This window comes from Spirosoma sp. KNUC1025, from assembly GCF_045160025.1.
GTDB lineage: Bacteria > Bacteroidota > Bacteroidia > Cytophagales > Spirosomataceae > Spirosoma.
Genome location: NZ_CP087139.1, coordinates 768,256 through 780,504, shown reverse-complemented (window position 1 = coordinate 780,504; position 12,249 = coordinate 768,256). Strand labels below are relative to the sequence as shown.

At 48.7% G+C, this 12,249-nt stretch carries 14 protein-coding genes and 1 tRNA gene; 2 read left to right on the top strand and 13 right to left on the bottom strand.

Going from position 1 to position 12,249, the window contains the following annotated elements; translation table 11 throughout:
- Window positions 1-86 precede the first annotated feature (86 nt).
- From hisIE to LN737_RS03335, 13 genes are all read right to left on the bottom strand, one after another.
- A complete protein-coding gene (gene hisIE, locus LN737_RS03395; protein ID WP_405516231.1) occupies window positions 87-695 on the bottom strand; it encodes a bifunctional phosphoribosyl-AMP cyclohydrolase/phosphoribosyl-ATP diphosphatase HisIE in 609 nt (202 codons plus the stop codon).
- Window positions 696-712: 17 nt separating this feature from the next.
- On the bottom strand, window positions 713-1,513 hold the full coding sequence (gene trpA / locus LN737_RS03390) for a tryptophan synthase subunit alpha (protein WP_405516229.1): 801 nt from the start codon (window positions 1,511-1,513) through the stop codon (window positions 713-715).
- Window positions 1,514-1,548: 35 nt separating this feature from the next.
- Entirely contained in the window at window positions 1,549-2,748 is a 1,200-nt protein-coding gene (gene trpB, locus LN737_RS03385) for a tryptophan synthase subunit beta (RefSeq protein ID WP_405516227.1), read from the bottom strand.
- A gap of 5 nt (window positions 2,749-2,753) precedes the next feature.
- Entirely contained in the window at window positions 2,754-3,146 is a 393-nt protein-coding gene (locus tag LN737_RS03380; protein ID WP_405516225.1) for a PIN domain-containing protein, read from the bottom strand.
- Between the two features lie 95 nt (window positions 3,147-3,241).
- Complete coding sequence (locus LN737_RS03375; protein ID WP_405516223.1) at window positions 3,242-3,457, bottom strand: hypothetical protein; 216 nt, start codon at window positions 3,455-3,457, stop codon at window positions 3,242-3,244.
- 58 nt (window positions 3,458-3,515) lie between these two features.
- Window positions 3,516-4,160 carry a phosphoribosylanthranilate isomerase gene (locus LN737_RS03370; RefSeq protein ID WP_405516221.1) on the bottom strand — a complete coding sequence of 215 codons (645 nt, stop codon included), beginning with the start codon at window positions 4,158-4,160 and terminating at the stop codon, window positions 3,516-3,518.
- 11 nt (window positions 4,161-4,171) lie between these two features.
- Window positions 4,172-4,981 carry an indole-3-glycerol phosphate synthase TrpC gene (trpC, locus tag LN737_RS03365; protein WP_405516219.1) on the bottom strand — a complete coding sequence of 270 codons (810 nt, stop codon included), beginning with the start codon at window positions 4,979-4,981 and terminating at the stop codon, window positions 4,172-4,174.
- A gap of 96 nt (window positions 4,982-5,077) precedes the next feature.
- Entirely contained in the window at window positions 5,078-6,064 is a 987-nt protein-coding gene (gene trpD / locus LN737_RS03360; RefSeq protein ID WP_405516217.1) for an anthranilate phosphoribosyltransferase, read from the bottom strand.
- 59 nt (window positions 6,065-6,123) lie between these two features.
- Window positions 6,124-6,690 carry an aminodeoxychorismate/anthranilate synthase component II gene (locus tag LN737_RS03355; RefSeq protein WP_405516215.1) on the bottom strand — a complete coding sequence of 189 codons (567 nt, stop codon included), beginning with the start codon at window positions 6,688-6,690 and terminating at the stop codon, window positions 6,124-6,126.
- 95 nt (window positions 6,691-6,785) lie between these two features.
- Window positions 6,786-8,222 carry an anthranilate synthase component I family protein gene (locus tag LN737_RS03350; protein ID WP_405516213.1) on the bottom strand — a complete coding sequence of 479 codons (1,437 nt, stop codon included), beginning with the start codon at window positions 8,220-8,222 and terminating at the stop codon, window positions 6,786-6,788.
- Window positions 8,223-8,414: 192 nt separating this feature from the next.
- Window positions 8,415-8,491: transfer RNA gene (locus LN737_RS03345), tRNA-Pro, on the bottom strand.
- Between the two features lie 121 nt (window positions 8,492-8,612).
- Entirely contained in the window at window positions 8,613-9,071 is a 459-nt protein-coding gene (locus tag LN737_RS03340) for a DUF2141 domain-containing protein (protein WP_405516211.1), read from the bottom strand.
- Window positions 9,072-9,241: 170 nt separating this feature from the next.
- Window positions 9,242-11,155 carry an ATP-dependent DNA helicase RecQ gene (locus tag LN737_RS03335; RefSeq protein ID WP_405516209.1) on the bottom strand — a complete coding sequence of 638 codons (1,914 nt, stop codon included), beginning with the start codon at window positions 11,153-11,155 and terminating at the stop codon, window positions 9,242-9,244.
- 187 nt (window positions 11,156-11,342) lie between these two features.
- Between LN737_RS03335 and msrB the strand changes: the two genes are divergently transcribed.
- Together msrB and LN737_RS03325 are read left to right on the top strand one after the other, a co-directional pair.
- Entirely contained in the window at window positions 11,343-11,750 is a 408-nt protein-coding gene (msrB, locus tag LN737_RS03330) for a peptide-methionine (R)-S-oxide reductase MsrB (RefSeq protein WP_405516207.1), read from the top strand.
- Window positions 11,751-11,809: 59 nt separating this feature from the next.
- Window positions 11,810-12,247, top strand: coding sequence for a hypothetical protein (locus tag LN737_RS03325; protein ID WP_405516205.1), 438 nt, complete (start codon window positions 11,810-11,812; stop codon window positions 12,245-12,247).
- Window positions 12,248-12,249: the final 2 nt, after the last annotated feature.

Below are 12,249 nucleotides of genomic sequence, written 5' to 3'. Positions count from 1 at the left end.
GAATAATGTTTAAAGTGAATGGTTTTATGTGTCAGTATCTACCCTGGGGCAGATGCAAGTCTAGGCTTGAAACCCGAAACCAGATGCTATTGTTTTTGGTGACGAGCCTGTAATACGGCAACAATATCATCTAAATCCATTCTTTTCTGTTCCAACAGAACCAGAAAATGAAACAGCAAATCAGCCGCTTCGCCTTTAAACAGGTCGTCGTTGTCGTCTTTCGCTTCAATGACCAGTTCTACGGCTTCTTCGCCCACCTTTTGAGCAATTTTGTTGACGCCCCGGTTAAACAGCGTGGTCGTATAGGACTTATCAGACGGATTAACTCTTCGGTCGTGGATAATGTCCTGTAAATAATTGAGGAACTGACCTTTACCTCTATTTATTTCATCAAAACAGGTGTCAGCGCCCGTATGGCATACAGGCCCGGCGGGGTTGGTTTTGATCAGCAACGTATCGCCGTCGCAGTCGACCATGATTTCCTGAACGTGCAGAAAATTGTTGGAGGTTTCGCCTTTTGTCCAGAGCCGTTGTTTACTACGGCTGAAAAACGTCACGATATGTTCGGCAACGGTTTTATCGTACGCTGCTCGGTTCATATACCCCAGCATCAGCACTTTACCCGTTTGGGCGTCCTGAATCACAGCGGGAACAAGCCCGTCGGGGGACTTATCAAAATTAATCTCGGAATTCATGCCGCAAAGGTAAGCCGTTAGGCGCGAATCGACTGCACAAACTCGCGAATGCTCTCTACCGACGTACCGTTTTCGGCCAAATGCCGGATAAAAGCACTGCCTACAATGGCTCCATTGGCGTATTGGCAGGCCGTATCGAACGTTTCGTGATCATTGATGCCAAATCCAATCAGACGCGGGTTCCGCAGATTCATACCCTGAATTCGCTCGTAGTACGCCCGCATCGAAGCACTTACGCCTTTTGTTGAACCCGTGATACTCGCCGACGATACCATATAAATGAATCCTTCCGACTCGTCGTCAATATGCCGGATTCGGCTTTCCGAGGTTTGGGGTGTAATCAGATGCACATTAAGAATGTTGTACTCACGGAATGTAGTGGCGTATTCATCCAGATACAAATCCAGCGGCAAATCGGGCAGGATAACCCCGTCAACGCCTACTTCCTGACATTTCTGACAGAATTTTTTGACGCCGAATTGCAGAACCGGGTTGATGTAGCCCATCAGCAAAATTGGCACCGTTATCGGCTCGCCGGATGCGTCTTTACGGCAATCAGCCAACTGGTCAAACAAGGTTTTCAGGGACATGCCGTTTTCCAGGGCTTTCCCGTTACTCTGCTGAATGGTTTCGCCATCGGCAACCGGGTCGGAATAGGGCATGCCGATCTCTACCAGATCAACGCCAGCCGCCTGTAATCCGCGCAACACAGTCATTGTATCGCTGAGGTGCGGAAATCCGGCGGTAAAATAAACATTTAATAACCGTTCGTTTTTTTGTTCGAACAGGTCTGTAATGCGGTTTTGGGTTAAGGTCATAACAGTATACTCGGGCTTGAACCCATATGGATACACTACAAATGCTTTGAATACGTGCTTAAATCTTTATCGCCCCGCCCGGATAGGCAAACGACCACTACGTCACTCGGCTTGAGGTTCATTTTCTCTAATGCTGCCAATGCGTGAGCCGATTCAAGAGCAGGAATGATGCCTTCCAGTTTACTCAACTGAAAGCCAGCCTGCAGCGCTTCGTCGTCGGTGATGGCATAGAAGTCGCCCCGACCAGATTCAAACAGGTGGGCATGAAGCGGACCGATACCTGGGTAATCCAGACCAGCCGAAATGGAATACGGTTCGGTAACCTGCCCATCGTCGGTTTGCATCAGAATGGTACGGCTACCGTGCAGTACACCCGGTTTGCCAAGGGCTGTTGTCGCAGCTGAGTGCCCCGATGTGACGCCCTGGCCCGCAGCTTCGGCGGCTACTAAACGTACCGATGGCTCGTTGAGGTAATGAAAAAAGGTTCCGGCCGCATTGCTGCCTCCACCCACACAAGCCACTACGTAATCAGGATTTTCGCGCCCAGTTTTCGCAAACAGCTGCTTCTTGATCTCTTCCGAAATTACCGACTGAAACCGCGCTACCATATCCGGGTAGGGGTGAGGGCCAACTACCGAACCGATAATGTAATGCGTATCAACCGGATTGTTGATCCAGTGACGCATGGCTTCATTCGTAGCATCCTTCAGCGTCTGACTACCCGACGTAGCAGGGACGACCGTAGCGCCAAGCATCCGCATCCGGTCGACGTTGGGCTTCTGCCGTTCCATATCGATGCTGCCCATGTAAACGATGCATTCCAGACCCATCAGCGCACAGACGGTTGCCGTAGCCACACCATGTTGCCCCGCTCCTGTTTCGGCCACAATACGCTTTTTGCCAAGCCGCTGAGCTACCAGAATCTGCCCAATGGTGTTGTTGACTTTATGAGCGCCGGTATGGCAAAGGTCCTCTCGCTTGAGATAAATGGTTGCGCCTACTTTTTCCGACAATCGCTTAGCCAGAAACAGCGGTGTGGGGCGACCGACGTAATCTTCGAGCAGTTGCCAGAACTTGGCCTGAAACGCCGGATCGGCAATGATTTTCAGGTAGTTTTGCCGAAGCTCTTCAACATTCGGGTAAAGCATTTCCGGAATGAAGGCGCCACCAAAATGGCCGTAGAATCCTTTATCGGTAACCTCAAACGAGGCTTGTGGTTCAAGAGTAGTCTGCATAAAAATTAGTGCTTAACCAAGCGTAGGCCTAATGCGGTTAAATGATCAAAATCATTATCTGTCGTGTGAAGCTCCAAATCCAGGTATAAAGCGGTTGCCGCAATCCAAAGATCGTTTTTCCCCATATTACGAGCCGAAGTGCCTAGTGGAATGTCTTTTAACTTGCCTTGACTATACGCATCGACCTGGGCAAAAAATCGTGTGATGGGTATTGTAATATCGGCGACGGGATATATGGCGAACAAGTGCTTCATCCTATTTACTTTTTGCACGCCCCAATCGGATTTTAAAGCAAAGGCTTCTAGTTCACCTACCACTACTATTGGAATAATTAATCGGCTAGAAGTTGTTATTCCTTTTCGTATTACATTAATCAGAAGATTAGTGTCGTAAATCATCGCTGGTTAAATTGTCAGCGTAAACTTAACGTATCCAGAAGCAGACTTTACCCAAATGTATTCAAAAGTCTATTTCTGTTTCCAAAGTGCAAGCCTTACTTACGATTTCTTTCTTCTTCCAGAACTTCGTCCATACGCCGATTTTCGTCGTCTGTAAACTCAATTCCGAATCGGAATGGCTCTTTTGGAGCAACTACCTCAAGAAATCGCTCTACGCCCCATCGTTTAATATCTTCAGGTTTATACACATTTGTGCCTTTTTCCTTAATCGTTGGGATATGGTCTAGCTCGCGTTCGCTTGTTGTTTCCATGAGTACTGTTGTTTGGTTATGGTTTAACAGAAGTAGCTTCAGAAAGATGCCTGTTCGGTTAAACCGTTTCTTCCTCCTCTACAGGCCGGACGCGATCGATAAGCTCCTTCACTTTTGCTACGTCTTTTACACCCGGTTCGATTTCGACCTGACTGTTCACATCCACGCCATAGAGTTTCATTCCTTTCAGCTGAGCCAGTTGATCCAGATTGTCGAGACCGATGCCACCGCTGATGAAAAATGGTTTTTCATTGTCGTACCGGCTCAGGATGCTCCAGTCGAACGTAACGCCGTTGCCACCCGGCTGATCACCTTTGGCATCAAACAGAAAGAAGTCGCAATGCGCTTTGTAGTTGTTCAGCATTGAAAAATTGAACGACTCATCCACCCGAAACGCTTTAATCAGGCTAATTCCTCTGTTTCGCAGACTACGGCAGTACTCCGGCGTTTCGTTGCCGTGTAGCTGAACGTACTGAAAATCGTATTTCTTAACAGACCGGAGAATATAGTCGGGGCTTGCATTCACAAATACACCTACTTTTCGAATCGTTCGGGGTAAGGCTTTCACAACCTCTTCATCTAACTCTTCGCCAACAAAGCGGGGTGACTGTTCGTAGAAGATAAATCCAACAAAGTCAGGGCCAAGGGCGGCAATCTCTTTCAGGTTGTCAGCATCACGCAGACCGCACACTTTGATTTTCATGGCTGTACAAGTTAAATGGATAACGAATTGTTGATGGTGTATTGAGAAACTAACGTAGCAAGTGCCTGGGCTGGGTCAGCGGTTTTCATAAACGCTTCACCGATCAGAAAACCGTCGAATCCGGCCCGGAACAGCGTCATCATTGTATCGGCGTCGTGCAACCCGCTTTCCGTGATTTTGGCGAACGTATCGGGGATGCGTTCGACCAGACGTAACGACGTATCGATAGACGTGGTAAATGTTTTCAGATTGCGGTTATTAACGCCTACCAGATCAACATTGACAGTCAGGCTTCGATCCAGTTCTACCTCATCGTGTACTTCGAGCAGCACCTGTAAGCTCAGGTCGTGTGCCTGCTGGCTAAGCTCTGCGATTTGTTCGGGCGTCAGACAGGCCGCAATCAGCAATACCAGATCAGCCCCCCAGGCTTTAGCTTCGAATAGCTGATACTGATCGATGATAAAATCTTTCCGCAGAATTGGCGTACCGGGATTTGCCAGCCGGGCGGCTTGCAGATCAGTGGGCGTACCCCCAAAAAAAGGCTCATCCGTCAGTACCGACAGCACGGCCGCACCGGCCCGCACGTAACCCTGTGTAGTTGTGGCTACGTCGGCCTGATCGTTTATGATCCCTTTGGATGGCGATTTTCGCTTGAATTCGGCAATAATACCGGTCGAATGTAGGTCCTGAACAGCATCACGGGCCGAGAGTGGCATCCGCCTGAAGTCAGGCATTTGTTCCAGCACCGATACAGGCGTTTCGGCTTTTCGCTGGTCTACTTCAACTCGCTTTTGAGCAATAATTTGATCGAGTATTGTCATAGTATGTAATAACGGACTGACAGTCCGCTTAGCCTGACGGCCAACTAAATCAAGTGCAAAAATCAGCCTGACGGCTAAACGGGCTAACTGCCCATTTTACATTATTAATTTCCTGAAACATGCCAGCGCTCGTTTGCTTTCCAGCGATTCGCGGGCCAGTGCCACGGCATCTTCGCGCGTTTCGGCTTTTCCTGCGGCTAACAGGGCCATTGCCGAGTTTGCCAGAACGGCCTGCTTCTGGGCGGGGGTGGCTTCGTCATTCAGTACGTTCAGAAATATCTGCGCCGACTCATCCAACGTATGGCCTCCCGCTAACGATTCGGGTGTTAACGTATCAAAACCCAACTGCCCCGGTTCCAGAACTTGCTCGGTCTGATTACTAATGACTTTGAAGGCTCCCGTCAGGGAAATCTCGTCGTAGCCATCCAGCCCGTGCAGGATCATAAACCGTTTATCGGTTTGCTGATAAAGGTACGCATATAATCGCGCCAATTCAAGGCTAAACACCCCAACAAGCTGTTTTTGAGGGGTTGCCGGATTAATCATAGGGCCTAACACATTAAAAAATGTCTTTACACCTAATTCTTTCCGAATAGGCGCTACGTTTTTCATGGCCGGATGAAACAACGGGGCGTGCAGAAAACAAATACCTGCCGTTTCCATCTTGCGCTGCAACTCGCCAACATCGTTGGTGAACGTATAGCCTAGCCGTTCCATTACCGTCGACGAACCCACCAGCGACGATACGCCATGATTCCCGTGTTTGGCCACCCGTTGACCGGCCCCGGCAACAACAAATGACGATAGAGTAGAGATATTAAAGGTGTCTTTGCCATCACCACCCGTACCACAAAGGTCCATCGGGTCGTAGGCCGCCAGATCAACCGGCAGGCACAGTTCAAGCATAGCGTCTCGAAAACCTTCAAGCTCCTCCAGTCGAAGGCTTCGCATCATGTAAACCGTTAAGAATGAGGCAATCTGTGAAGAGTTATATTCTCCACGGCCGATTCCTAACAGAACCTGTCGAGCCTGATCTTTGGTGAGGGGTTTGTATTCAAAAAGGTGGTTTAAAATAGCTTTCATGTTCAATGATTGAGTGATTGAATGAGCGAATAATTGAATGGAACAGTCCATAAATTCACTCAATCACTTAGCCAGTTTTTTATCATTTTCACGCCATTCTCCGTCAATACTGACTCTGGATGAAATTGCAGCCCCTTTACGTCGAAACGAGTGTGTGTTAAACCCATCACCCGGCCCTGTTCGTCCACGGCTGTGATACGCAGGTCTGCGGGTATCGATTCGGGTATAACTGTCCAGGAATGATAGCGACCTACGGTCAGTTCGTCAGGAATGTCGGTGAAGAGCCGTTCCGATCGGTCGGTAATGGTTGCCCGGTGCGCAATACCGTGTAGTACGTCGCCAAGATTTTCCAGTTGGGCGCCGTACACCTCACCAATTCCCTGATGACCGAGGCAAATACCGAGAATGCTTTTGGCCGGCCCATACTCCCGAACCAAATCCTGCATAATACCGGCTTCAGACGGAATGCCCGGACCGGGCGAAAGCATGATTTTATCGTATTGGCCGACTTCCTCTAACGTAATCTTGTTATTGCGGATCACATCCGGTCGTGCCCCTAACTCCCGCAGAATATAAACGAGGTTGTAGGTGAATGAATCGTAATTATCTAAGACTAGAAGTTTCATAAAAAGGGGAGTAGGGGAGGAAGGAGAAGAGAGAGAATGTAATTGGCAGAAAGAAACCCTACTCCCTTTATTCCCTTTCCTCCTTGCTCCTTTTTTTAAATTGATTTTGCTTGTTCGATAGCTGTTCGTAGGGCGGCTAACTTGTTGTGGACTTCCTGCAATTCGCTCTCAACTACTGATTTGGCAACGATGCCAGCCCCCGCCTGATAATACAGCGTATTGTCTTTACTCATAAACGTCCGAATCATAATAGCATGGTTGAATTCGCCATCGAAACCCATATAGCCAATACTGCCGGAGTAGAAACTGCGGCTTAAATTTTCATACCGGTCGATCAGCTGCATCGCCATGTGTTTGGGCGCCCCTGAGAGTGTTCCCGCCGGGAAGGTCTTGGCCACAATCTGTAGCGGGTCAGCCGACTCGGTCAACTCGCCAACCACTTTCGAAACGAGGTGGATAACGTGTGAATAGTACTGCACTTCTTTAAAAGTCTCCACTTTCACTACGTCGCAGTTACGGCTGAGGTCATTGCGGGCAAGATCGACCAGCATTACGTGTTCCGCCGATTCTTTTGGGTCATCGTAAAGTTTCTGCGCCAGTTCGGCATCGTGAATGTCGTCGCCCGTACGTCGGAACGTACCGGCAATGGGATAGATGGTAGCCTGCCGATTTTTTACGACGATCTGCGATTCGGGCGAGGAGCCAAACAGCTTGTAATTGCCGTAGTCGAAATAAAACAGATAAGGTGACGGATTCAGCGAACGTAGTGCCCGGTATACATTGAACTCGTCGCCTACGAATGGGGTCGAAAACCGGCGGGATAGAACAATCTGGAATACGTCGCCCCGCTGACAATGATCTTTCCCTTTCTGGATAACACCCCGAAACTCATCGTCCGTAAAATTTGACTCTTCCGGACCGGCCGGGCTGAACGAGTAAACCGGATAGTTTCGGCCCGTAATCAGGTCACTGATGTAGTCGAGCGTGCTTTCGGGCTCCGTATCGCCATCGCGCAGGTAGCTGTGTTCAAATAGATAGAGTTCGTCTTTGAAATGATTGATGGCCAGTACGTAGCGATAAACAGTGAAAACTGCTGCCGGAATCTGGTTTTCGGGTGGAACGGGCGCATGAAGAGTGATATCTTCGAAACCCTGAACCGATGGAAAGCCAAAATAGCCGAATAAGCCGTTCGTGATAAATGGAAACGGGGCTTTGGTGTGCTGAAAGCTGTCTTTAAATTGCTGCAGTGCTTCCAGCATATGCTGCACAGGTAAGTCATTTGTCTGTTCATCGGCACCGGGCATTCTTACGGTCAATCGGTTTGAATCATACGAAAACCGGGCAACCGGGTCGAAAGCGATGTACGAGAAGCTGTTATCGTTGCCGTGATAATCGGAGCTTTCCAGCAGAATGCTGTTCAAAAAGCGGTCGCGGATGCGCAGATAGATGCTTACGGGCGTGATAATGTCGGCCAGCATCCGTTTATGGCGGCTGACAACGCGGTAGGTCGGGGTTTTTACATCGATAGTCATGGGCAATACGTGTTGGTACTTGTTCGGAATGGTTGAAAAAATAAGGCTCACCGGGATGACGGTGAGCCTTTCAAATTTGCTGGTGAACAACAATAGCGGCAACCCTCATCCCCAATGAGAAGAGTGCCACCACCAAATCATGTTGTTAACCGTATTATTCATAATCTTATTTCAGTGTCAGATTCTTTCAACTGGTCGGGGTGGCGGGATTCGAACCCACGACCTCTACGTCCCGAACGTAGCACGCTACCAGGCTGCGCTACACCCCGCATTGAGGCCACAAAAATAAAGCGTTTGATTTACTTTTCGTCAAAACAACCATTTTTTTTCTTAAAAGGCGAAAAGTTGCTAGTTTGCTGGTCAAATAAATCATCTGAAGAACGTAACGCTCTACATTTCGATCATGCGTATTCGAATGGTTTTGTTCTCGTTTAAATCGAATGACGACTCATTGAAGTCCGGCTTGCCCATCAGCATCGTTACGTTTGAAAAACCGAATGGTTCGGAGGGTATTTGACCGGCGAAGTCTATTTTTTGATTGCCATTCAAATCCTGATACAGCCGTACGGCGTAGCGGCCGGGCGTGAGTCCGTCAAACACAACCGGTATCTCGCCCGAAGCGGGTACATCCACTACTTTTTGCTGACTGGATTCGCCATCGAAGCTAGCCGGGTTGTTGGCCAGACCAACGTACAATTTGCCTGTACGGTTATTTACGTTTGAGATCACCACCGTTAGGCTGTACGTTGCTGTAGAGACAGCTGTCGTTGAAGTAGTTTGTTGTGCCGAAGCGGAAACGACATTCATGCAAAAGGAGAATGTAAGAATAACTGCAATAAGCGTTTTCATGCTTTAGGTTGTTTAAACGTGTGTAGTTGATCTTGTTTGAGATGTTCGATGGAGCAAACATAACTGCCAAATGGCGCTCTATCGCCAAGAAAGGGATAAATAGCAGGTTTCTGGGATAAATAGTAAACCGTGGGGATGTAAGGAAAGAGCCGGGACGTTTGGTATTCTTTCTACCCTAAATTCAGCGTTAAATTTCCGCTTTTGGTGTAGCGGATTTCCTCTTCGGCCAACATTTGCTGCAGGGTTCGCGAAAGGGTATCGGCGTCGGTTTGGGCAAAATAATGGGCCAATTGTTTGGGGGATACGCCCGGTCCATTTGCCAAAGCTACGTATTCACGGACCTGCTTACGAACATCTGTTAAAGCCGTCTCTGACTTCTTTTTCTTTTTGATGCAATTATCGCAGATACCACAGGCTTCCCCCGGTTTTTCGCCAAAATACGCCTGTAAGAGCCGGGTACGACATTGGGTTGCATGTTCGACGTAAATAGCAGCCGCCTGCACTTTACGTAACGCCAGTTCTTTACGTCGGTTGAGCTCGGCAATTTTTATCGGCAGCGTTGGCGCATCAAAGCGGGGCGTCAGGAAGGTTAGCTGCGGCTTGTCTTTCTGCTTTTCGTAAATCACCACATTCCGCTGATGCAATTGCTGAAGCAGGTTTTCAATTTCGTTCTGGTTGATCAGAAACGTACGCGCCAGTGTCGACTCCGAAATGGTGACGAAGTCGGTAAATAACTCTCCACCATATAGCCGCAGTAAAAGCTTCAGAAATGAATCGAAGCGCGGATTCATGACCTGAAATTCGTAAAGCTCGCGGTTGTCCAGTACGATGGCGAGCTGCGACGGATGAAAGTAATTTTCAGTTAACTGGATAAATCCTTCCAGTTGTAGCTGTTTAAGTGCGTAATGGGTTTCCTGCGGAGGCAGATTAAAGGTAGCGGTAAACGCGCCAATGTCGAAGTCATAACTGTTGAATTCGCCACCGCCTACGGGTACAGCCATATAATTCGCCAGCGCCTGATAAACCCGACGCAGCATCTCAACGGGTTGATAAAGTTGTTCGGTACGTTGACGCAAATGATCCAGATCGGCCGCATTGTAAAGCATTACAGCATAGGCTTTCTGGCCGTCCCGCCCGGCCCGTCCGGCTTCCTGATAATAGGCTTCGAGGGAGTCTGGTACGTCCAGATGCACCACAACCCGTACATCCGGCTTGTCGATGCCCATACCAAACGCATTGGTCGCCACTATAACCCGCGTTCTGTCCTGAATCCAGGCATCCTGTTTCTCGGTACGTTGCTGCGTTGTCAGTCCGGCATGATAAAAATCGGCAGCGATTCCCTGTTTTACCAGCCATTGAGCGATTTGTTGCGTTTGCCGACGACTTCGTACATAAATGATGGCACAGCCCGGTACGTTATGCAGAATACGTAACAACCTTTCGTCTTTGTTTCCTTCCAGCACAGCCGAATACGACAGGTTTGGCCGGGCAAACGTCTGTTTGAAGATAGCCGGTTTGCGTAGTGAAAGTTTATCGACAATATCGGTCTGCACATCGGGAGTAGCCGAAGCGGTCAGGGCAATGACGGGCGTAGTGGGAATAAGTTGCCGAAACTCAGCAATCTGCAAATAGGGTGGCCGAAAATCATAACCCCAGGCTGAAATGCAGTGGGCTTCATCAACTGCCAGCAGGCAAACGGTCATCTGCTTCACCCGCTCGATGACAATTTCGGTCCGCAACCGTTCGGGCGATACGTAAAGAAATTTAGTATTGCCGTAAATGCAATTGTCGAGGGTAGAGTCGATTTCCCGGTAATGCATCCCCGAATAAATTGCCGCAGCGGGTATACCACGCTTGCGTAGTTGCTCGACCTGATCTTTCATGAGCGCAATCAGAGGAGTTACCACAATACAAACGCCTTTCATGGCTAGCGTTGGTACCTGAAAACAGATAGATTTGCCCCCGCCCGTTGGCATCAGTACAAGCGCGTCCTGCTGAGCCAGTACGGTGTTTACTACATCTTCCTGCATGGGCCGGAAGTTGGAATATCCCCAAAAATGCTGTAAAATTTGCCGAATGGTCAAAGCAGGTATTTGTTAGTCACAGGTTATTCGTTGATCGTCATTGGCCCATAGTCATTCGTTGATGCTAACTGCTTCCGGATGATTATTGTCCAATAACGATTTTACAAATTTACAGCGCGAAAGGAGAAATCGGTAGAATTGGGGTTTTACGTTTATAGAGTATACTCAACCATTAACAGGAAAAATTATGATTCAGAAGGTAATTAAGTCAGACGAAGAATGGCGGCAAATTCTAACCCCAGAGCAATATAGAGTAACGCGGCAAAAAGGTACTGAACGAGCCTTTACGGGCGAATACTGCGAAGCACATGACCCCGGTATTTATGCCTGCGTTTGTTGTGATACAGAATTATTTGAGTCAAAAACCAAATTTGAGTCGGGAACGGGCTGGCCGAGTTTTACCGAACCCATTGAGGAAGATCGGGTTCGGCTGGAAAAAGATTATAGCTACGGCATGTACCGGATTGAAGTGCTTTGCAACATTTGCGATGCCCACCTTGGCCATGTATTCAATGATGGCCCACCGCCTACCGGTCTGCGCTATTGCTTAAATTCGGTTTCTCTGGTACTGAAGCGTACGGCCAATTCAGAGTGAGTCAGTCGTCTTGTCGATCTCTGAAAATGAGCGTTCAATGAGCGCTAACAAGCTATTGTATGAAGTATTGGAACGCGCTGGGCGTGCTTTTAGGGTTTGGATTGCTGGTGACCAATTCGGCACTGGGTCAAAAACCTGGTTCAAACCAGGTCGGTACGTCTATTCCGGGAACGAAGCTGAGTTTTTATAAATCCGACACGAACACGTTTTCGCGTGTTGCAGCACCGGCAGCTTTTCTTAGGCAACGTAGCGCGAATGGGCGATTGGCAGCTCCAACAGCGCAGTTCATTGTTACTTACACCAATTTTACGGCCGAAGCCCGGCAGGCGTTTCAATATGCCGTCGATATCTGGTCAACACTGATCACATCGCCCGTACCGATACGGATTCAGGCAAACTGGGTATCGCTGGCGCCAAATCTGTTGGGGTCGGCCGGACCTGCATCGTATCGGAATAGATTCGACGGGGGCAGAAAGCGCAGGCTTTTTACCCAATAGCG

Coding starts and splice junctions, on each gene's coding strand:
- hisIE (WP_405516231.1), bottom strand. CDS start 695: ATGAATTCCGAGATTAATTTTGATAAGTCCCCCGACGGGCTTGTTCCC.
- LN737_RS03375 (WP_405516223.1), bottom strand. CDS start 3,457: ATGGAAACAACAAGCGAACGCGAGCTAGACCATATCCCAACGATTAAG.
- msrB (WP_405516207.1), top strand. CDS start 11,343: ATGATTCAGAAGGTAATTAAGTCAGACGAAGAATGGCGGCAAATTCTA.
- trpC (WP_405516219.1), bottom strand. CDS start 4,981: ATGACAATACTCGATCAAATTATTGCTCAAAAGCGAGTTGAAGTAGAC.
- trpB (WP_405516227.1), bottom strand. CDS start 2,748: ATGCAGACTACTCTTGAACCACAAGCCTCGTTTGAGGTTACCGATAAA.
- LN737_RS03340 (WP_405516211.1), bottom strand. CDS start 9,071: ATGAAAACGCTTATTGCAGTTATTCTTACATTCTCCTTTTGCATGAAT.
- trpD (WP_405516217.1), bottom strand. CDS start 6,064: ATGAAAGCTATTTTAAACCACCTTTTTGAATACAAACCCCTCACCAAA.
- LN737_RS03355 (WP_405516215.1), bottom strand. CDS start 6,690: ATGAAACTTCTAGTCTTAGATAATTACGATTCATTCACCTACAACCTC.
- trpA (WP_405516229.1), bottom strand. CDS start 1,513: ATGACCTTAACCCAAAACCGCATTACAGACCTGTTCGAACAAAAAAAC.
- LN737_RS03325 (WP_405516205.1), top strand. CDS start 11,810: ATGAAGTATTGGAACGCGCTGGGCGTGCTTTTAGGGTTTGGATTGCTG.
- LN737_RS03380 (WP_405516225.1), bottom strand. CDS start 3,146: ATGATTTACGACACTAATCTTCTGATTAATGTAATACGAAAAGGAATA.
- LN737_RS03370 (WP_405516221.1), bottom strand. CDS start 4,160: ATGAAAATCAAAGTGTGCGGTCTGCGTGATGCTGACAACCTGAAAGAG.
- LN737_RS03350 (WP_405516213.1), bottom strand. CDS start 8,222: ATGACTATCGATGTAAAAACCCCGACCTACCGCGTTGTCAGCCGCCAT.